Source organism: Arenimonas sp., from assembly GCF_041919775.1.
Lineage (GTDB): Bacteria > Pseudomonadota > Gammaproteobacteria > Xanthomonadales > Xanthomonadaceae > Arenimonas.
Map to the genome: position 1 here is coordinate 1 of NZ_JAYRTE010000031.1, position 19550 is coordinate 19550.

At 68.8% G+C, this 19550-nt stretch carries 21 protein-coding genes; 8 read left to right on the forward strand and 13 right to left on the reverse strand.

The genetic code is table 11. The annotated features are described in order from the left end of the window. Window positions 1–115: 115 nt before the first annotated feature. The 4 genes from ACE3TE_RS12335 to grxD all read right to left on the reverse strand — a co-directional run bounded on the left by ACE3TE_RS12335 (window position 116) and on the right by grxD (window position 5263). Complete coding sequence (locus ACE3TE_RS12335; protein WP_374605389.1) at window positions 116–3382, reverse strand: carboxypeptidase regulatory-like domain-containing protein; 3267 nt, start codon at window positions 3380–3382, stop codon at window positions 116–118. A 206-nt stretch (window positions 3383–3588) separates the two neighbouring features. After that, complete coding sequence (locus ACE3TE_RS12340) at window positions 3589–4188, reverse strand: YhgN family NAAT transporter (protein WP_374605391.1); 600 nt, start codon at window positions 4186–4188, stop codon at window positions 3589–3591. Further along, on the reverse strand, window positions 4185–4943 hold the full coding sequence (locus ACE3TE_RS12345) for an SDR family NAD(P)-dependent oxidoreductase (RefSeq protein ID WP_374605393.1): 759 nt from the start codon (window positions 4941–4943) through the stop codon (window positions 4185–4187). The genes ACE3TE_RS12340 and ACE3TE_RS12345 overlap by 4 nt, the downstream gene beginning before the upstream one ends. Beyond that, the gene (gene grxD / locus ACE3TE_RS12350; RefSeq protein ID WP_374605394.1) at window positions 4940–5263 is read right to left on the reverse strand and encodes a Grx4 family monothiol glutaredoxin; all 324 of its coding nucleotides are present in this window, start codon (window positions 5261–5263) and stop codon (window positions 4940–4942) included. The genes ACE3TE_RS12345 and grxD overlap by 4 nt, the downstream gene beginning before the upstream one ends. A gap of 105 nt (window positions 5264–5368) precedes the next feature. Between grxD and ACE3TE_RS12355 the strand changes: the two genes are divergently transcribed. Together ACE3TE_RS12355 and ACE3TE_RS12360 are read left to right on the forward strand one after the other, a co-directional pair. Further along, on the forward strand, window positions 5369–5947 hold the full coding sequence (locus tag ACE3TE_RS12355; protein ID WP_374605396.1) for a superoxide dismutase: 579 nt from the start codon (window positions 5369–5371) through the stop codon (window positions 5945–5947). A gap of 6 nt (window positions 5948–5953) precedes the next feature. Next, window positions 5954–7003 carry an ABC transporter ATP-binding protein gene (locus ACE3TE_RS12360; protein ID WP_374605398.1) on the forward strand — a complete coding sequence of 350 codons (1050 nt, stop codon included), beginning with the start codon at window positions 5954–5956 and terminating at the stop codon, window positions 7001–7003. Between the two features lie 545 nt (window positions 7004–7548). On the opposite strand, the gene ACE3TE_RS12365 is transcribed toward ACE3TE_RS12360, so the two are convergent. Both ACE3TE_RS12365 and purE read right to left on the reverse strand, forming a co-directional pair. After that, window positions 7549–8700, reverse strand: coding sequence for a 5-(carboxyamino)imidazole ribonucleotide synthase (locus ACE3TE_RS12365; RefSeq protein ID WP_374605400.1), 1152 nt, complete (start codon window positions 8698–8700; stop codon window positions 7549–7551). Continuing rightward, window positions 8697–9203, reverse strand: a complete 507-nt coding sequence (gene purE, locus ACE3TE_RS12370; RefSeq protein WP_374605401.1) for a 5-(carboxyamino)imidazole ribonucleotide mutase — start codon at window positions 9201–9203, stop codon at window positions 8697–8699. The genes ACE3TE_RS12365 and purE overlap by 4 nt, the downstream gene beginning before the upstream one ends. Before the next feature lie 62 nt (window positions 9204–9265). Between purE and ACE3TE_RS12375 the strand changes: the two genes are divergently transcribed. Both ACE3TE_RS12375 and nadC read left to right on the forward strand, forming a co-directional pair. Further along, window positions 9266–9532: a Trm112 family protein gene (locus ACE3TE_RS12375; RefSeq protein WP_374605403.1), complete on the forward strand. Its 267-nt coding sequence runs from the start codon at window positions 9266–9268 to the stop codon at window positions 9530–9532. Between the two features lies 1 nt (window position 9533). Then, window positions 9534–10388, forward strand: coding sequence for a carboxylating nicotinate-nucleotide diphosphorylase (nadC, locus tag ACE3TE_RS12380; RefSeq protein ID WP_374605405.1), 855 nt, complete (start codon window positions 9534–9536; stop codon window positions 10386–10388). Between the two features lie 110 nt (window positions 10389–10498). Here nadC and ACE3TE_RS12385 read toward each other — a convergent pair whose 3' ends face one another. Next, a complete protein-coding gene (locus ACE3TE_RS12385; RefSeq protein WP_374605406.1) occupies window positions 10499–11305 on the reverse strand; it encodes an FHA domain-containing protein in 807 nt (268 codons plus the stop codon). Window positions 11306–11429: 124 nt separating this feature from the next. Between ACE3TE_RS12385 and ACE3TE_RS12390 the strand changes: the two genes are divergently transcribed. Then, window positions 11430–11756, forward strand: a complete 327-nt coding sequence (locus tag ACE3TE_RS12390; protein WP_374605408.1) for a DUF3301 domain-containing protein — start codon at window positions 11430–11432, stop codon at window positions 11754–11756. Here the strand turns inward: ACE3TE_RS12390 and ACE3TE_RS12395 are convergent. The 6 genes from ACE3TE_RS12395 to ACE3TE_RS12420 form a co-directional block, all read right to left on the reverse strand. Beyond that, window positions 11749–12180: a ClpXP protease specificity-enhancing factor gene (locus ACE3TE_RS12395; RefSeq protein ID WP_374605409.1), complete on the reverse strand. Its 432-nt coding sequence runs from the start codon at window positions 12178–12180 to the stop codon at window positions 11749–11751. The genes ACE3TE_RS12390 and ACE3TE_RS12395 overlap by 8 nt on opposite strands. Then, on the reverse strand, window positions 12177–12812 hold the full coding sequence (locus ACE3TE_RS12400) for a glutathione S-transferase N-terminal domain-containing protein (protein WP_374605411.1): 636 nt from the start codon (window positions 12810–12812) through the stop codon (window positions 12177–12179). Before ACE3TE_RS12400 ends, ACE3TE_RS12395 begins: the two co-directional genes overlap by 4 nt. A 149-nt stretch (window positions 12813–12961) precedes the next feature. Further along, the gene (locus tag ACE3TE_RS12405) at window positions 12962–13699 is read right to left on the reverse strand and encodes a cytochrome c1 (protein ID WP_374605413.1); all 738 of its coding nucleotides are present in this window, start codon (window positions 13697–13699) and stop codon (window positions 12962–12964) included. Then, entirely contained in the window at window positions 13692–14939 is a 1248-nt protein-coding gene (locus ACE3TE_RS12410) for a cytochrome bc complex cytochrome b subunit (protein WP_374605414.1), read from the reverse strand. The genes ACE3TE_RS12405 and ACE3TE_RS12410 overlap by 8 nt, the downstream gene beginning before the upstream one ends. Beyond that, window positions 14939–15544 carry a ubiquinol-cytochrome c reductase iron-sulfur subunit gene (gene petA, locus ACE3TE_RS12415; RefSeq protein ID WP_374605416.1) on the reverse strand — a complete coding sequence of 202 codons (606 nt, stop codon included), beginning with the start codon at window positions 15542–15544 and terminating at the stop codon, window positions 14939–14941. The genes ACE3TE_RS12410 and petA overlap by 1 nt, the downstream gene beginning before the upstream one ends. Before the next feature lie 144 nt (window positions 15545–15688). Beyond that, window positions 15689–16555: a lytic transglycosylase domain-containing protein gene (locus ACE3TE_RS12420; RefSeq protein ID WP_374605418.1), complete on the reverse strand. Its 867-nt coding sequence runs from the start codon at window positions 16553–16555 to the stop codon at window positions 15689–15691. 150 nt (window positions 16556–16705) lie between these two features. Between ACE3TE_RS12420 and miaB the strand changes: the two genes are divergently transcribed. The 3 genes from miaB to ybeY are packed head-to-tail and all read left to right on the forward strand — an operon-like array spanning window position 16706 to window position 19490. Then, window positions 16706–18061, forward strand: a complete 1356-nt coding sequence (miaB, locus tag ACE3TE_RS12425) for a tRNA (N6-isopentenyl adenosine(37)-C2)-methylthiotransferase MiaB (RefSeq protein ID WP_374605420.1) — start codon at window positions 16706–16708, stop codon at window positions 18059–18061. Continuing rightward, window positions 18058–19032, forward strand: coding sequence for a PhoH family protein (locus tag ACE3TE_RS12430; RefSeq protein ID WP_374605421.1), 975 nt, complete (start codon window positions 18058–18060; stop codon window positions 19030–19032). The genes miaB and ACE3TE_RS12430 overlap by 4 nt, the downstream gene beginning before the upstream one ends. Continuing rightward, the gene (gene ybeY / locus ACE3TE_RS12435) at window positions 19029–19490 is read left to right on the forward strand and encodes an rRNA maturation RNase YbeY (RefSeq protein WP_374605423.1); all 462 of its coding nucleotides are present in this window, start codon (window positions 19029–19031) and stop codon (window positions 19488–19490) included. The genes ACE3TE_RS12430 and ybeY overlap by 4 nt, the downstream gene beginning before the upstream one ends. Window positions 19491–19550 lie beyond the last annotated feature (60 nt).

Here is a 19550-nt window from a genome sequence, read left to right on the forward strand (position 1 = left end):
CTTCGACAAAGAACCGATTCGCGCCTGAAGGCGCTCCTACGGGTTTGCGGGGGCCACAAAAGGCAACGGCCGGCGGTTTCCCGCCGGCCGTTGCCGTGTCACGAAAGTACCCGGATCAGAACTGGTACTTGAAGCTCAGCATGACCGACCAGCGGGAAACGGCCGTGTTGCCCTTGTCGTTGTTGTTTTCCTGGATCTGCGGGCCAGTGCCCGGGCCGGTCCAGTGGTACACGTAACGACCCTCGTTGCCCGCGCAGGCGGCCAGCGTGGTGGTCGGGCCGCAGATGCCGGCGTAGTTGGCCAGCTGCTGGGTCGAGTTGAAGCCATAGTCTTCGATCAGGCCCCACTCTTCGTTGAGCAGGTTGCCGACGTTCATGATGTCGAGCGCCAGCACGGACTTGTGGCCTTCGGCGAAGCCCGGCAGTTCCTGCGTGATGCGAACGTCGAAGCTGTTCACCCACTCGGTGCGGAAGGCGTTGGCCGGGGCGATCTGGCCGCGGTAGGCCGCCAGTTCCGGGTTCTGCTCGAGCCACGCGAAGAAGTCGGCTTCCGCGCCCGGCGTCGTCCAGACCACGTCGCCCGGGCCCGCCGGCACGTAGAACAGGTCGTTGAAGCCGCCGCTGTCGCCGTTGGCGTCGTTGCGGAAGATGTAGCTGAACGGACGGCCCGAGCGACCTTCGTAGAACAAGCCGACGCGGGTTTCGTAATCGCCGAAGAAGCTGTGGCGCCAGGTCACCGAGCCGGTGAAGCGGTCCTTGATCGCGTAGCGCGAGTCATAGGCGATGCCCGAGTTCAGGTCGCCGATGAGGTTGCTGCCCCAGTTCGACGAGTTGGTCGAGCTGGTCATCGGGCTGGCGTCGGTGGCTTCGGTGTAGGTGTAGTACAGGCTCCAGCCCCAGGTGTCGACCAGCGGCTTGTCCAGGCCGAAGGTGAGCTGCTTGCTCTCGCCTTCGCCGGAGTTGCTGATCAGGAACACGTCGCCGACGCCGTTCGGGCGCAGGGCGCGGTTCGAGACGCCGTTGCGGCCGTTCTCGATGCCGAAGGTGTTGCGGCGGTCCGGGTTCAGGCCGTTGGCGTTCCAGAACAGGTCGCGACCGTCCGGACCGACGGCGGTGATGCCTTCGCCGTTGGCGTTGAACGGGTCAAGGCGCTGGATGAAGATGCCGTCCTTGGTGTTGGTCAGCAGGGCTTCGGCGGAGAACACGATGCCGTGCCACGGCAGCTCGTGCTCGAACGCCAGGTTGGCCTTCCAGACGGACGGCAGCGCGAAGTCCGGCGCGATGATGTCGACGTTCTGGCGCGGGCAGTTGGCCAGGGTCGGGATCGGGTTGCAGGCGGCGTTGGAGCCGGACGGCGGGATGTACAGGTCCGGGCCGTTGAAGCCGGTGCCGTTGCGCTGCTCGTACTGGACGTAGTTCAGGCCGGTGTTCTGGTAGGCGCCGGCCAGCCAGACGTTCGGCGAGGCACCCTGGAACAGGCCGAGGCCGCCGCGGACCTGGGTCGGACGCTCGGAGTCGAAGGTGTAGTTGAAGCCGAAGCGCGGCTGCAGGATGTCGACGTCGACGGTGTTGGAGTTGTCGTAACCGTAGATGGTCGAGACGTAGTCGTTGTACAGGCGCTGGTCGTCGAAGTCAGGCTTGTCGTAGCGCAGGCCGAACATCAGGGTCAGGTTGTAGTTGACCGCCCAGGTGTCCTGCACGAACAGGCCGGTGTTGGACTGGGTGTAGGCCGCCGGGATGTCGGCGTAGGTGCCGCCGTTCGGGCGCGGGGTGCGCACGACGTAGTTGCTGAAGTTGCCGGCCTGGAAGTCGGCCAGGCTGCTGAACGTGTACGTGCCGTTGAGGTCGCGGCCGTAGAAGTTGATGACGTCGTTCTCTTCCCAGTCGAAACCGAACTTGATTTCGTGGTCGCCAACGAACAGGTTGCCGGCGCCGAACAGGGTGGTCTGCTTGGTGTCGATCAGGTTGACGTGGCTGTTCTGCTCGGTGCCGATGTAGATGGCGCTGTTGCCGCCGAAGCCCTGGATCTGGATCTGCGGCAGGTCCGAGTTGGTCTGGCGCACGGCGACGTAGTCACGCTGCGAAACCTTGAACTCGGTCGAGAAGGTGTCGGTCCAGTCGCTGAACACTTCCAGCACGGTCGACTCGAATTCCTTGGCGTAGTTGTACCAGAAGGAATTGAGCGAGATGGAGTTGTTGTCCACCTGCGGGAAACGCAGCACGCCCTGCTCGAGGAAGCTGTAACGCAGCGCCGCGCGGTGCGCGTCGGTGATGTTCCAGTCGAGCTTGATCGCGTATTCCTCGATCTCGGTGTCGGCGTTCAGGCCGCCCACGCCGCCGGCGTCGAAGCCATAGCCCTGGGCCGCGGCCTGCACGGCGGCGATGTCGGCGTCGGTGATGTCGCCCGAGCCGTACGGGGTGGAACCGAAGCCTGTGGCCGGCGCGGTGCGCACGTAGTTTTCGTAGTTCACGAAGAAGAACAGGCGGTCCTTGACCAGCGGGCCACCGAAGGTGCCGCCGTAGGTGTCCTCGGACTCGAAGCCGTTGAACTCGACGCCGTCGAGGTCCTGGCGCACCCAGTCACCGTCGCGCAGGGTGTAGTACACCGAGCCGTGGAACTCGTTGGTGCCCGACTTGGTGACCGCGTTCACCACGGCGCCGGTACCGCCGGCGATGGTGGTGTCGTAGTTGGCCAGGTCGATGTTGATTTCTTCGATCGCGTCGATCGAGACCGGCTGGCGCTCGGTCGGCAGGTTGTTCGACTCCAGGCCGAACGGATCGGAGGCGCTGACGCCGTCGATCTTGATCAGGTTGTAGCGGGTGTTCTGGCCGCCGGCCGAGATCGCGCCGTCGGACTTGGAGATCTGCGAGATGCGCGGATCGGTGCGGATGTAGTCCTGGATGTTGCGGCCGGCCGAGGGCAGGTTTTCGATCTGCTCGCGGTTGACGTTGCTGCCGGTGCCCATCTTGTCCGGGGCGAAGATCTCGGAGATCACCGACGAACCGGTCACTTCAACCGCGGCCAGGGTGGCCAGGTCGTCGCCCAGGCTGGCGTCGACGGCGGTGGTTTCGGCCAGCTGCAGGTAGACGCCCTCGCGGACCTCGACCTCGCCGTCCTTCATGATGGTGATGGTGTACGGGCCGCCGACGCGCAGGCCGCGCGCGGAGTAGCGACCATCGGCATCGGTGGTGGCGTTGCTCGACGTGCCCGACGGCGTGTGCACGATCGACACCTGGGCGCCGGCAACCGGCTGCTCATCGGCGCCGGTGATGCGGCCGGCGACGGCGGCGGTGGTGTTCTGCGCGAAAGCCGGCGCCGCCGCGAGGGCGAGTGCCAGGCCGAGGGAGAGCTGCGAAAGCCGAACCCGGTTGCGATTGGTCATGGTGGAAAACCCTGGTTTAAAGGAAAGTGTCGAAAATTTGTCTGCGGCATCCCGCCGCGGTGCCTGACGGGCCAGGCACGGCTAGTCCTTGAAGGATTGCCGCGTTCGGGTGGTTCCCCTGCCCCGTGGCAATAACAAGAGTTTAACACGCTAACCGGCTTACATGTCATTCAGGTGACAGTCCGGCTGCCCCCCGGCAGCCCCCCTCAGCCCAGGCCCGGCGCCCGCAGGTAGGCGGCCACGCCGTCGAGCAGCATCTGCACCGAAATGGCCACCAGCAGCATGCCCATCAGGCGCTCCACGGCGGTCAGGACCCGCATGCCCAGCACCTTGTAGAGGGTGGTGGCCGAGAACAGCAGCAGGGCCGTGGCCGCCCAGGCCAGGACCAGGGCCAGGCTCCAGTCGCCCATCCGGTCCGGCTCCTGGGCCGCCAGCAGCATCACCGCCGCCATGCCCGAGGGGCCGGCCACCAGCGGGATGGCCATGGGCACGATGAAGGGCTCGCCCTCCGGGACCTCCCCGAACATGCCCTCGGGGCTGGGGAAGATCATCTTGATGCCGATAAGGAACAGCACGATGCCGCCAGCGATCGAGACCGACTCCTGGCGCAGGTGCATGGCCTCGAGCACGTACTTGCCGCCCCAGAGGAAAACGAACAGCACGCCCAGGGCAATCAGCAGCTCGCGCGCCAGCACCCGCAGCCGGCGGGCCGGCGGCAGCGGCTTGAGCAGGCCCAGGAACACCGGGATGTTGCCCAGCGGATCCAGGATCAGGAACAGCAGCAGGGCCGCCGAAAGGGTGGTCATTCCGGAACCCGCGGGGCCCAGACGGTGCCGCGATGGGCCAGGCCGGCCGGGGACAGCAGGTGCACGCAGGCCGCGGCATAGGCCGCCGGGCCGGGGACCCGCAGCCGGGTTTCATCGGCATAGGCCCGGGCCCGCAGGTCGGTGCGCATCGGGCCGGGCTCCAGGCCGCAGACCCGCACCGGGGTCTGGTCGGTTTCGGCGCTGAGCTGGCGCACCAGCGCCGCCAGGCCCTGCTTGGCCAGGCCGTAGGCGCCCCAGTAGGCCTTGCCCACGCGCGCCGGGTCGTCGGTGGTGAAGACCACGGCCGAATCGCCGGACTTTCGCAGCCAGGGCAGGCAGGCCTGGGTCAGCAGCCAGGGCGCGGTGAGGTTGACGTGCAGGCAGCGCACGAAGGCTTCCGGCTCGGTCGCCTCCAGCGGCGCCAGGCCGGTGAACTCGGCCGCGCAGTGCAGCACGCCGTGCAGGCCGCCCAGTTCGGCGGCGATCTTTTCGGCCAGCTGTGCGTAGTCGGCGGGATCGGCGCCGGCCAGGTCGACCGGGTACAGCGCCGGCTCGGGGCCGAGTGCCTTGACCGCATCGTAAACGCGGTTGAGCTTGGGCAGCTTGCGGCCCAGCAGCACGACGGTGGCACCGGCGCGTGCGCAGGCCTTGGCCGCCTCGGCGCCCAGGCCACCGTGGGCGCCGGTGACCAGGATCACCCGGCCGGCCAGCGCGTCGGCGGCAACCTCCGGCAGCGGGGCAGTGGTCAAGCTCATGCCGCCTTCTGCGCCTCGGCGACCATGCGCGCCAGTTCGCCGCTGGCCAGCAGGTCCATGGTGATGTCGCAGCCGCCGATCAGTTCGCCGTTGACGAACAGCTGCGGGAAGCTCGGCCAGTCGGAATAACGCGGCAGGTTGGCGCGCACTTCCGGATCGGCCAGCACGTTGACGCTGTGGAAGCTGCTGGCGCCGGCGGTCTTGAGCGCCTGCGCGGCGCGGCTGGAAAAGCCGCACATCGGGAACTGCGGCGTGCCTTTCATGAAAAGCACGATCGGATGGCTTTCGACCTCGGCCTTGATGCGGTCCATGACGCTCATGTGAAGCTCCGTTGCGCCGCGACCCGGGTCCGGGCCGCGATGGGGCTAGAATTATACGGCTCGGCGCCCCACCGGCGCCTTCCCCCACCCGAAAGGAGACAGCCCATGGCCATCGAACTTCCCGCCCTGCCCTACGACCGCGCCGCGCTCGAGCCGCACATCTCGGCCGAAACCATCGATTTCCACTACGGCAAGCACCACCAGGCCTACGTGACCAACCTCAACAAGATGATCGAAGGCACCGAGTTCGAGTCGATGGACCTCGAGTCGATCATCCGCAAGTCGCAGGGCGGCATGTTCAACAACGCCGCCCAGGTCTGGAACCACACCTTCTACTGGAACTGCCTCAAGTCCAACGGCGGCGGCGAGCCGACCGGCGCCCTGGCCGAAGCCATCAACAAGGCCTTCGGCAGCTTCGCGCAGTTCAAGGAACAGTTCTCGCAGACCGCCATCACCACCTTCGGCTCCGGCTGGGGCTGGCTGGTGCAGCGCCCGGACGGTTCGCTGGCCCTGGTCAGCACGCCCAACGCCGCCACGCCGCTGACCGGCAGCGACAAGCCGCTGCTGACCTGCGACGTCTGGGAGCACGCCTACTACATCGACTACCGCAACGCACGGCCGAAGTACGTCGAGGCGTTCTGGAACCTGGTGAACTGGGACTTCGTCGCCAGCCAGATGGCCTGAGGCCGGATGGCCCCATCCCTGCTGTCGATCCGGCGGCTGTCCTGCGGCTATGCAGGGCAGCCGGCGGTGCGGGACCTCGACCTGGCGCTGGCGCCGGGCGAACTGGGCTGCCTGCTTGGCCCCAGCGGCTGCGGCAAGACCACGCTGCTGCGGGCCATCGCCGGTTTCCACGACCCAGATTCGGGCGAGATCGAGCTGCGCGGCAAGGACGCGACGGCGCTGGCGCCGGAGGCCCGCGGACTGGGCTTCGTGTTCCAGGACCTGGCGCTGTTCCCGCACCTGACGGTCGCCGACAACGTCGGCTTCGGCCTGCACAAGCTGGGGCGCGCTGAACGTCTTGAACGCACCCGCGAGACCCTGTCGCTGATCGGCCTGGACGGGCTGGACCGGCGTTATCCGCATGAACTGTCCGGCGGCCAGCAGCAGCGCGTGGCGCTTGCGCGTTCACTCGCGCCGCGCCCGGACCTGCTGCTGCTTGACGAACCCTTCTCCAGCCTCGACGCAGACCTGCGCGGCCGGCTGCGCGAGGACCTGCGCGGGCTGCTGCGGCAGCTGGGCATCGCCGCGCTGCTGGTCACGCACGACCAGGAGGAAGCCTTCGCGTTCGCCGACACGGTCGGCGTAATGCAGGCGGGACGCCTGCTGCAGTGGGCGCCGGGCTTCGAGCTCTACCACCGGCCGGCGACGCCGTTCGTGGCGTCCTTCGTCGGCGAGGGGCGCTTCCTGGCGGCGCGCGTGACACCAGGCAACCGCGTCGCGACGGCGCTGGGCGAACTCGACGTGACCCGACCGATGCCCTGGCCCGAGGGCAGCGAGGTGCGCGTGCTGCTTCGCCCCGACGACCTGCGCCCGGTGGACGAAGGCGGCATCGAAGCCGAGGTGACCGCGATCGCCTTCCGCGGCGCCGACACCCTGCACACGCTGCGCCTGGGCGACGGCACCGTGCTGATGTCCCTCGTGCCCAGCCACCAGCAGCGCCAGCCCGGCAGCCGCCTGCGCGTCTTCCCCGACCTGGCCCACGTCGTCGTCTTCCCCCCCGACGCAGACCCCTTGTAGGAGCGCCTTCAGGCGCGAATCTTCTGCCCTTGGCCTTTGGCCAAGCAACGCGTCGCGGCCGAGGATTTTGGGGGTGGATGCGCCGCGTCTTCGCCCCGGCCGACACGCCGTGAACCCATCCATGGGGGCTTCTCGTCGACATCCATGTCTCCGAGAGTCGGCCGGGGCGAAGACGCGACACCTCCTCAACACTCCGTCGTGACCGATGGAAAAGCATCGGCGCTGCCAGTTGGAACTACCCCCGGATGTTGTGGGAGGGATTTCAGTCCCGATTGTTCGCGCTCGTCGTGATTGGTGCGTGACCGTCTGACTTTCAAGCCCGACGACCTCGCTTTCCTGTCGGAACCGAGAGTCTGCCGAGGAGGTAGCGTGCATCCTCCCTGGCCGACCATCGGAGACATGGATGTCGACGATGAGCCCCCATGGATGGGTTCACGGCGTGTCGGCCAGGGAGGGTGCACGCTGCCTCCACCCACGAATGAATCGGGGGCGACGCTCTGCTTGGCCAAAGGCCAAGGGCAGAAGATTCGCGCCTGAAGGCGCTCCTACAGGTTGGATTCGCGCAGTCGGGAGATAACCGGGCTGACCTGCGGCTCGCGGGCGAGTGCGCGGCCAACGCGGTCAAGCGCCTCGGCCAGTTCGGCCGGGCTGTCCGCTCGCAGCGTGGCGTGGCCGACCTTGCGGCCTTCGCGCGGCGACTTGCCGTAGTCGTGCCAGTGGCCGCTGGCCTCGGCCAGCACCGGGGCCGCGTCGGGCATCTCGCCGATCCAGTTCAGCATCACCGCATGGCCGACGGCCCGCGTGCTGCCCAGCGGCAGGCCCAGCACCGCGCGCAGGTGGTTCTGGAACTGCGAGGTTTCCGCGCCCTCGATCGTCCAGTGCCCGGAGTTGTGCACGCGCGGCGCCATTTCGTTCGCCACCAGCACGCCGTCCTTGAGGAACAGCTCCAGCGCGAACACGCCGACGTAGTCCAGCGCCTCGGCCACGCGGCGGGCCGCGTCCAGGGCCTGGGCTTCCAGCGCCGGATCGGCGCTGGCCGGCGCGAGGCTGGCCGAAAGGATGCCGTGGTCGTGCCAGTTTTCGGTCAGCGGCCAGGTGCGCAGCTCGCCGTCGCGGCCGCGTACGGCCACCACCGACAGCTCGCGCTGGAAGGCCACGAAACCCTCGAGGATCAGCCCGACGCTTTCGGCCTGCGCGCCGAGCGCCGCCCAGGCCGCATCGGCGTCGGCCGGCGACTTGAGGCGGAACTGTCCCTTGCCGTCGTAACCCAGGCGGCGGGTCTTGAGGATGCAGGGCGTGCCGACGCGGGCCAGCGCCGCGTCGAGTTCCTCGCGGCTGTCGACGGTGGCGAACTCGGGCACCGGGATGCCCAGCTCGCGGAACAGGGTTTTTTCCGCCAGCCGGTCCTGGGCCACGGCCAGCGCCCGCGGGTTCGGGAACACCGGCACGCGTTCGGCCAGCCAGCGCGCGCTTTCGGCGGGCACATTCTCGAAGTCGAAGGTGGCCACGTCGACGCGGCCGGCGAATTCGGCCAGGCCGGCCTGGTCGCGGTAGTCGGCCTGCAGCATTGGCGCGAACTGGCCGGCGCAGGCGTCGGGCGTGGCGTCGAGCACCAGGAAGCGCAGGCCAAGCGGCGCGCCGGCCAGGGCCATCATGCGGGCCAGCTGCCCGCCGCCAAGGATGCCGACGGTGGTCACGGCTGGCGCGGGTCCGCGTGCTCGAGCACGTCGCGGGTCTGCTCGGCGCGGAAGCGGGCCAGGGCCTCGCGAACGCCCTTGTCGTGCTGGGCCACCAGCGCCGCGGCGAACAGGCCGGCGTTGGCGGCGCCGGCGACGCCGATCGCGAAGGTCGCCACCGGAATGCCGGCGGGCATCTGTACGATCGAAAGCAGCGAATCGAGGCCGTTGAGCGCCTTACTTTGCACCGGCACGCCCAGCACCGGCACCGGCGTCATCGCGGCGACCATGCCCGGCAGGTGGGCGGCACCGCCGGCGCCGGCGATGATCGCCCGCAGGCCGCGGCCTTCGGCGGCCTTGGCGTATTCGGCCAGTAGGTCCGGCGTGCGGTGCGCGGACACCACGCGCACCTCGTGCGGCACGCCCAGTTTCTCGAGCCGGGCGACGGCATGCTGCATCGTCTCCCAGTCGGACCGGGAGCCCATGATGACCCCGACCAGCGGGTTGTTGGCGGCTTGGTTCATGGCGGGCGGCTTTGGCAAAAGGCTATTCTAGACACTTGCCCACCGTCCGGACACCGGCCCCCATGGACCGCAAACTGCTCGACATCCTTTGCTGCCCGACCAGCAAGCAGCCCCTGGCCCTGCTCGGCAGCGCCGAACTCGAGGCGATCAACCGCGCCATCGCCGGCGGCGGCGTCACCCGCGCCGACGGCAGCCCGCAGGCCGGGCCCCTGTCCGAAGGCCTGGTGACGCGTGACCGCCGCACGGCCTATCGGGTGGACGACGGCATCCCCGTGCTGCTGGCCGACGAGGCCCTGGCCACCGAGCAGATCGACGGTTTCCCGCGCTGACATGGCCGGTCCGCTCACCGCTCCGCCCGCCGACGTGGTGGCCGGGGACGTCGCGCGCGCCCTGGCCGAGGACATCGGTTCCGGCGACGCCACCGCCCAGCTCTTGCCCGACGATGCCAGCCAGGCCTTCGTGATCGCGAAGGAAGCCGGGGTCATTGCCGGCCGGCCCTGGTTCGACGCCTGTTTCCTGTCCCTGGACCCTTCGATGCAGATCCACTGGCGCGTCGCCGAGGGACAGGCCGTGGAAGCCGGCACCGTGCTCGTCACGCTCGCCGGCCGCAGCCGGGCCCTGGTCAGCGCCGAGCGCCCTGCGCTGAACTTCCTGCAAACCCTGTCGGCCACCGCCACGCGCACCGCTGAATGCTCGGCCGCGCTGGCCGGCACCGGTACCCGCGTGCTCGATACCCGCAAGACCCTGCCGGGCCTGCGCCAGGCGCAAAAGTACGCGGTGCGCGCAGGCGGCGGGCTCAACCACCGCATGGGCCTGTACGACGCGGTGATGCTGAAGGAAAACCACATCCACGCGGCCGGCTCGATCGCCGGGGCCGTCGCGGCCGCGCGTTCGCTGCACCCGACCCTGCCGCTGATCGTGGAAGTCGAAACGCTGGACGAGCTCGACCAGGCCCTGGCCGCCGGCTGCGACCGCATCCTGGTGGACGAATTCAGCGAAGCCGACCTGCGCGAGGCGGTGCGCCGCGCCGACGGCCGGATCCCGCTTGAGGTGTCGGGTGGCGTGACGCTGGAACGCCTGCGGGCGATCGCCGCGACCGGCGTCGACTATGTGTCGATCGGCGCGCTGACCAAACACGTGCAGGCGCTGGACCTGTCGCTGCGGCTCGGCCCGGCGCCCTTGTAGGAGCGCCTTCAGGCGCGAATCTTTTGACTTGGCCCTTGGCCCTTGGCCCTTGGCCCTTGGCCCTTGGCCAAGAAGATATTCGCGCCTGAAGGCGCTCCTACAAATGGATGTCAGCTGCGGCTGAGGACCAGCGCGACGATGACGACCAGCGCCGCGGCCGTCAGCATGATCGGCACCCACTTGCTCATGCCCGCCGAAGCCGCGGCGGGGGCGGACGACTCCGCCGGCGCGACGCGCGTCGCCTGCTGGGCCATCTCCATGCCCGGCGCCACGAGGATCAGGCGCACCGCGTCCAGGCGCAGTTCGTCGCCCGGCTTCAGGAAGCCCTGCTGCACGCGCTTGCCGTTGATGAAGGTGCCGTTCGAGGAGCCCAGGTCTTCCACCTGCAGGCCGTCCGGCGTCGGCTTGACCAGGGCATGGCGGCGCGAGATCTCCTCGGCAGCCACCGAGATGTCGGCCTCGACCGCCCGGCCGATCACCACCGGCCCGGTGACCGGATAGACCTTGCCGAACACCGCGCCGGACACGCCTCGCAGCACGAACTTGGGAACCGCCATCCGCACGCGGGTGGCGCCGTTGTCGTCGTCCTCGTTGGCCGCGGCGCCGCCGGCCGCCACGTGCGCCGACCGGGCCGCCTCGACGATCGCGAAACGCGCCTGCACCGGGCCGATACCGATCACGTCGCCGGCCCGCAGGGCCATGATGTCCGACACCGGCTTGCCGTTGACGCTGACCGGCCCGCCGTCGGCGGGCACCTGCAGGTTGGCACCGGTGCTGGTGACGTGGATTTCGCAGTGCCCGGCGACCACGCCATCGGCATGGAGCACCACCGCCCCCTCGCCCGCCGAACCGATGCGGTTGACGCCGTGGCTGAGCAGCACCTGCGGATGTTCGCCGTTGGGAAACACCAGTTTCATCTTCGCTCTCCTGCGAATCAGCCTGCGCCGGCCGGGCCGGGGTCCGGGCCTATCTTAGCCACGTCTTCACGAACCGGGGAGGGGTCGCCTTGTGGCGGACCTGAGCCGCCCCCACACTTGCCGCATGCTCGGCACCCTTCTCGCCTCGATCTCCGCCATGGCCCTGGCCGTATTCTGGTTTTCCGGGCGCGCCGCCGCGGAGGCCGCCACCGTGATCGGCCAGCGCGCCTGCGCCAGCGCGGGCGTGCAATGGCTGGACCAGAGCGTGCACCTGCTGGCCATCCGCCCGCGACGCGGCCCGGACGGCTGGCTGGGACTGGAGCGGGTTTACGGCTTTGAATACTCCACCGGCGGCGAGGACCGGCACGCCGGGCGCATCGTGCTGCACGGGCGCCGGCTGAAGGCCCTGGCCGGACCGGTGCGCCAGGCCGCGGACGCCGGGACTACTTGACCACGCGCAGGTGGCTGCGCCGGGGCGGTTCGCCGCCCGCATCGGGCCCGCTCGGCGGTTCGTCCGGTGACCCGTCGCCACCGTCGTCCATGGCGCCGCCATCGTCGGGCAGCATCATTCCCTGCCCCGTTTCCTGGGCATAGATCGCCAGCACCGCGGCCACCGGCACGTACACCGACTGGCTGACGCCGCCGAAGCGCGCCATGAAGCTGACGCCCTGGTTGTCGATGAGCAGCTGGGCGACCGCACGCGGCGCGATGTTGAGCACCACCCGACCGTCCTTGACCGTGCTGGCCGGCACCTGCACGGCCTCGCGGGTGGCGTCCACCAGCAGGTAGGGCGTCATGCCGTTGTCGTTGATCCATTCGTTCAGCGCCCGCAGCAGGTAGGGGCGGTTGGATCCCATCCGGGGTGCCTGGGTCATTGCGGGATGTCGCGCAGCGCCCGCTCCTCGGGCGTCAGGCTGCGCAGGTAGGCCGGGTTGCGGAAGATGCGGTTGCCGTAGTCCTCGATGACCTTGGCCTCCTTGGGCAGCTGCACGCCCAGCGACGGCAGGCGCCAGACGATCGGGGCGATCGCGCAGTCGGCCAGGCTCATCTCCGGGTTCAGGAAGAACTTGGAGGCCTTGAACAGCGGCAGCGAGGCGATCAGCAGTTCCTTCAGGCGCTTGCGGCCGGCATCGGCCTGGGCCTTGGTGCCGTGCTGCACCGCCTGCACGTGCGGGACCCAGTCGTGTTCCAGGCGCAGCATCGCCAGGCGCAGGCGCGCGCGCGACAGCGGGTCGACCGGCATCAGCGGCGGGTGCGGATAACGTTCGTCCAGGTATTCCGACACCACCGAGGCGGCGTAGAGCACCAGGTCGCGGTCCACCAGGGTGGGCACGGAATGGTAGGGATTGAGGTCGACTAGGTCTTCGGGCGGGTTGGCCGGATCAACCGGGATCAGGTCGTAGCTGACGCCCTTGGCCGCCAGGACCAGCCGGACCCGGTGGCAGACGACGCAATCGCGGGCGGAAAACAGGGTCAGGGCGTTGCGAATGCGCGGACTGGCAGCCATCAAGGGATCCCCCAGGGTGCCGCCAGCCCCTGCCGGCGGTCATCGGAAGCCTTAACCCTGCCCGAAATGCCGGCTTTCCCGCAAGCCGGGACGCACAAAAAGCAAAGGGCCGCCAGAAGGCGGCCCCAAGCCGTTGATTCCCTTGGGAATCAGTGCACGTCGCGCCAGTATTCCAGCTTCAGCAGGTAGGCCACGAAGGTGAAGAAGGCCAGGAACAGGATGACCCAGACGCCGATCGACTCACGCTTCAGGGCCGCCGGCTCGGCGACGTACTGCAGGAAGGCGCTGATGTCGCGGGCGGTGCGGTCGAACTCCTCCGGGCTCTGGCGGCCGGGGGTGGCCAGCTCGAGCTTGCTCAGGTGCGGGGCGCCGTCGGCGCCCTGGTCGTAGACCGGACGCTGGATGCCCTGCAGTTCCCAGAGCACGTTCGGCATCGAGGCGCCCGGGAACACGGTGTTGTTCCAGCCCACCGGGCGGGCCTCGTCGATGTAGAAGCCCTTGAGGTAGGTGTAGACCCAGTCGGCGCCGCCCAGCTTGGCGCGCGAGACCAGGCTCAGGTCGGGCGCGGTGGCGCCGAACCAGGCCTGCGCGTCGCCGGTGTTGATGCCGGTGCGGATGGTTTCACCGATGGCGGCCTGCGGCGGCACCAGGTACTGCTCGACGAGTTCCGGCGGCAGGTCCAGGTCGCTGGCGATGCGCGAGTAACGGTGCATCGACAGCGCGTGGCAGCCCGCGCAGTAGTTCATGAACAGGCCGGCGCCGCGCTGCAGCGACGCCTTGTCGCTCAGGTCGGTGCCCGCGTGCTCGAGGGCCGGGCCCGGGCCGGCGGCCAGGCCAAGCGCCGGCAGCAGGGCCAGCAGGAAGGCGAAACAGCGCAGCTTAGTCATGCGAAGGCACCCGCTCGGGAACGGCCTTGGTCTGGCCCATGGCGGACCAGAAAGGCATGAGGATGAAGAAAGCGAAGTAGTAGGCGGTCAGGATCTGGGCCACCAGCTTCTGGGTGTCCGAACCCGACTGCGCGCCCAGCCAGCCCAGCACCACGAAGCTGATGCAGAACAGCGTGATCAGCACCTTGTGCAGCATCGGGCGGTAGCGGATGGAGCGGACCTTGCAGCGGTCCAGCCACGGCAGCGCGAACAGGATCATGGTGGCGCCGCCCATGACGATCACGCCGAACAGCGGATGCGGGATGGCGCGCAGCATCGCGTAGAACGGGGTGAAGTACCACACCGGCTTGATGTGCGCCGGGGTGACCATCGGGTTGGCTTCGATGAAGTTGTCCCACTCCAGGAACCAGCCGCCCATCGTCGGCGCGAAGAACACGATGAAGGCGAACAGCACCAGGAAGAAGCCGGCGCCGAACAGGTCCTTGACCGTGTAGTACGGGTGGAACGGGATGCCGTCGCGCGGCTTGCCGGTGGCCGGGTCCTTGGACTTCTTGATGTCCACGCCCTCGGGGTTGTTCGAACCCACCTCGTGCAGCGCGCCCAGGTGCAGCACGACCAGCAGCAGCAGCACCAGCGGCAGCGCGATCACGTGCAGCGCGAAGAAGCGGTTGAGCGTGGCGTCGGCGACCAGGTAGTCACCGCGGATCCACTCGGTCAGCTCCGGCCCGATGAAGGGAATGGTGCCGAACAGGTTGATGATGACCTGCGCGCCCCAGTAGGACATCTGGCCCCAGGGCAGCACGTAGCCCATGAAGGCTTCGGCCATCAGCACCAGGAAGATCACCACGCCCAGCACCCAGACCAGCTCGCGCGGCTTCTGGTACGAGCCGTAGATCAGGCCGCGGAACATGTGCAGGTACACCACCACGAAGAACAGCGAGGCACCCGTGGAGTGCATGTAGCGGATCAGCCAGCCCCACTCGACGTCGCGCATGATGTACTCGACCGAGGCAAAGGCCTCGGCCGCGGACGGCTTGTAGTGCATCGTCAGGAAGATGCCGGTGACGATCTGGTTGACCAGCACCAGCATCGCCAGCGAGCCGAAGTAGTACCAGAGGTTGAAGTTCTTCGGAGCGTAGTACTCCGACATGTGCTTCTTGTACGCCGGCACCAGGCCCGGGGTGCGGTCGTTGAACCAGGTCACGACCCCGTCGACGGTTCGGGAGAACTTGCTGGCCATCACGCGGCCTCCTCGGGAGCGACGCCGACCATCACGCGGGTGTCGTCGATGAAGTAATAAGGCGGCACCTCGAGGTTCGACGGTGCCGGCACGCCCTGGTAGACGCGGCCGGCCAGGTCGAAGCGCGAGTTGTGGCAGGGGCAGTAGAAGCCGCCCTGCCATTCACTGTCGAAGGGCTGCGGCTGCAGCTCGGGCACGTAGCTGGGCGAGCAGCCCAGGTGGGTGCAGATGCCGACGATCACGGCCAGTTCCGGCTTGATCGAGCGGGCCGGGTTCTTGGCGAAAGCCGGGGTCTGGTCGGCGTTTTCCGAATTCGGGTCGCGCAGCTGGTCGTCGAGCGTCGGCAGCGCCGCGAGCTGTTCGGGCGTGCGCTTGAAGATCCAGACCGGCTTGCCGCGCCACTGCACGATCATGCGCATGCCGGGCTCGAGCTCGATCTTGCTGATGTCGACCTCGACCGGGGCGCCGGCCGTCTGGGCCCGGGCACTGGGCTTCCAGGAACTGATGAACGGCACCGCGGCGAACCCGACGCCCACCGCGCCGACAACGGCGGTGCTGGCAGTCAGGAAGCGGCGACGCCCCGTGTTGACCCCTTGGTTAGCCATCCGGCTCTCCGAAACGTTTGCTAAGTGGCTGAAAAACGGCGACCAGCCCAACCGGGGCCGGCAAAGACGCGCAATTGTAGCGGACGGGGCGCGAGAGCGACAACGCCGGGACGACGAGGGCCCCGGGTCGCCCCGCCGGACGCCTCAGTTGGCCGCCAGCGCGCCCCGGTAGCGGTCGGCCAGCTGGCCCACCCGCTGCACGTAGCGCTGGGTCTCGGCGTAGGGCGGCACGCCGCCGTGGCGGTCCACGGCGCCTTCGCCGGCGTTGTAGCCGGCCGCGGCCAGGGTCAGGTCGCCGTTGTAGCGCTTGAGCAGCCAGGCCAGGTACTGCACCCCGCCGCGGATGTTCTGCTCGGGCTGGAAGACGTCGGCGACACCGAAGCGACTGGCCGTGGCCGGGATCAGCTGCATCAGGCCCTGGGCGCCGGCGTGCGACACCGCATTGGGCCGGAAGGCCGATTCGGCGTGGATGATCGCCCGCACGATGGCCTCCTCGACCCCGAACTCGCTGGCGGCGGCCTTCACCTCGCCGGCGTAGGCGTCCAGGTTCAGGCGCACGTTGCCGAAGTCCACGCCGGGCAGCACGCCGCAGGCGTAGCAGGTCTCGACGTAGCTGAACAACATCTGCGCGCCACCGCCGGCCGGGCGCACGTTGGTGTAATGCACGACGCCGTCGCGCTCGAACTTGTAGACCGCGCCGCGGGTGACCTTGGCGCCGGACACCGGTGCCGCCGCCGCCAGCGACTGGCCGGCGGACGCGGTCTGGAAGCGCACCGCCCGCGCCGGCTTGCCGCCGGAGCCGCCGCCTCCGGTCGCGGCGGGGGCCGCCGCGCGGGGCCGGGCATCGGCCGCACTGTAGGTGGACACGACCTTACAGCTGGCGCCGGCGATCTTCTTGCCGGTGTAGTTGGGGATGCCGTCGGCCCCGGTGCAGCGATACAGCGTGCCCGCCGTCGCCGGCAGGGCGACGGCCAGCAGCAGGCAGGCCAGGAGGGTCGGACGGGGATCCATGGCGGCGAGGTTTACTCCTTGCCGGGGCGGTTGCCAAGGCTTTTTGTCGGAAAAACGCGGCTCCGGGGGTAAAACGCCGGCCGCGCCCCGGCCAGGACAGCCGCCGGGCGCTACAATGGCGCCCCCTTCCGGAACGGATTAAGCGCCGCCATGCCCGGGACTTCGCCTGCCAAGGGCAAGCTCTACATCAAGACCCACGGTTGCCAGATGAACGAGTACGACTCGGCCCGCATGGCCGACGTGCTCGCCGCCGAACACGGCCTGGAACTCACCAGCGACGAGGCCGAGGCCGACGTCATCCTGGTCAACACCTGCTCGATCCGCGAAAGGGCCCAGGAAAAGGTCTTCTCGCAGCTCGGCCGCTGGAAGCACCTGAAGAAGGACAAGCCGGTTCTGATCGGCGTCGGCGGCTGCGTCGCCAGCCAGGAAGGCGATGCCATCCTCAAGCGTGCGCCCTACGTCGACCTGGTGTTCGGCCCGCAGACCCTGCACCGCCTGCCGGCGATGATCGACGCGCGCCGCGCCGAGGGCCGGGCGCAGGTGGACATCAGCTTCCCGGAGATCGAGAAGTTCGACCGCCTGCCGGAACCGCGCGCGGAAGGGCCGACGGCCTTCGTCTCGATCATCGAGGGCTGCAGCAAGTACTGCTCGTTCTGCGTGGTGCCCTACACCCGCGGCGAGGAAGTCAGCCGGCCCTTCGACGACGTGCTGCTCGAATGCGCCCAGCTGGCCGCGCAGGGTGTGCGCGAGATCCACCTGCTGGGCCAGAACGTCAATGCCTACCGCGGCGCCACCGTCGACGGCGACGAGGCCGACCTGGCGCTGCTGATCCGCGCCATCGCCCAGATCGAAGGGGTCGGCCGCATCCGCTACACGACTTCGCACCCGGTCGAGTTCACCGATGCGCTGATCGAGGCGCACCGCGACGTGCCGCAGCTGGCCAGCTTCCTGCACCTGCCGGTGCAGTCGGGATCGGACCGCATCCTGGCGGCGATGAAGCGCGGCCACACCGCACTCGAGTACAAGGCGAAGATCCGCCGGCTGCGCGAGGCCTGCCCCGGCATCACGATCAGCTCCGACTTCATTGTCGGCTTCCCGGGCGAAAGCGAGCGCGATTTCGAGGCCACGATGAAGCTTATCGACGACATCGGCTTCGACCAGAGCTTTTCGTTCGCCTATTCGCGCCGGCCGGGCACGCCGGCGGCCAACCTGCACGACGAGGTGCCCGCCGACGTTGCCAGCGCCCGCCTGCAGCGCCTGCAGGCCGCGATCAATCACAACGCCCGGCGCTACGCCGAAGCGATGGTCGGCACCGTGCAGCGCGTGCTGGTCGAAGGCCCCAGCGCCAAGGACCCGGCCGAGCTGACCGGCAAGACCGAAAACATGCGCAACGTGAACTTCGCCGGCGGCAGCCGCCTGATCGGCCAGTTCATCGACGTGCGCATCACTGAAGCGCGCACCAACTCCCTGCGCGGCGAAGTCGTCGTGACCGCCGAGGCCGCATGAGCAAGCACCAGACGCATCGGGATTTCGTGCTCGAACCGCAGGACGTGGAGCGGCTGGCGAACCTGGCCGGGCCCTTCGACGAGCACCTGCGCCAGATCGAGCTGCGCATGGGCGTGGAGATCGCCAACCGCGGCCATGTCTTCCGCGTCACCGGCGAGGCAAAACCCGTCGAAGCGACCGAAAAACTGCTGCATGCGCTGTACGAGGAAACCGCCCGCGAAACCCTCGACCCGCACAAGCTGCACCTGCGCATGGGCGAAGCCAGCCTCGAGCGCAGCGACGACGGGTTCACGCCGCAGGAGGTCGCGATCAGGGTCAAGCGCGGCACCATCCGCGGCCGCGGCGACAACCAGCAGAAATACCTGCACGCCATCGCCACCCACGACATCAACTTCGGCATCGGCCCGGCCGGCACCGGCAAGACCTTCCTGGCCGTGGCCATGGCGGTCGAGGCGCTGAACGAGAGCCGCGTGCAGCGCGTGCTGCTGGTGCGTCCCGCGGTCGAGGCAGGCGAAAAGCTTGGCTTCCTGCCCGGCGACCTGAGCCAGAAGGTCGACCCCTACCTGCGCCCGCTCTACGACGCCCTCTACGAAATGCTGGGCGTGGAAAAGGTGGCCAAGCTGCTCGAGCGCAACGTCATCGAAGTCGCCCCGCTGGCCTACATGCGCGGCCGCACGCTCAACGACGCCTTCGTGATTCTCGACGAAGCCCAGAACACCACCATCGAACAGATGAAGATGTTCCTGACCCGCATCGGCTTCGGCTCCACCGCGGTGGTCACCGGCGACCTGAGCCAGATCGACCTGCCCAAGCACCAGAAGTCCGGCCTGCGCGACGGCATCGACGTGCTGCGCGGCGTGGACGGCATCAGCTTCACCTTCTTCACCGCCCGCGACGTGGTCCGCCACCCGCTGGTGGCACGCATCGTCCGGGCCTACGATGCCCGGGACGGCAAGGAGTCGCAGGAATGAGCAAGACGCCGCTGGACCTGGACGTAAGCGTCAGCTACGGGCTGCCCCGCAAGGGCCTGCCGGCCGCGGTGAGTTTCCGCCGCTGGGCCGAGGCCGCCGCGCAGGGCCGCATCCGTCGCGGCGACCTGGCCATCCGCGTGGTCGACACCAAGGAAGGCCGGGCGCTGAACCGCCACTACCGGGGCAAGGACTACGCCACCAACGTGCTCAGCTTCCCGGTCGACCTGCCCGAGGGCGTCGACCTGCCGATGCTCGGCGACCTGGTCATCTGCGCCCCGGTGGTCGCCCGGGAGGCGAAGGAACAGCGCAAGCCCCTGGCCGCCCACTACGCCCACCTCACCGTGCACGGCGTGCTGCACCTGCTGGGCCTGGACCACGACGACGAGCGCGAGGCCGAGGCCATGGAGCTTCTGGAACGCGAGATCCTCGCCGGCCTGGGCATCCCCGACCCGTATTGAGCCCCCTGTAGGAGCGCCTTCAGGCGCGAATTTGTTCTTTGCCAAAGGCAAAGTCAAAAG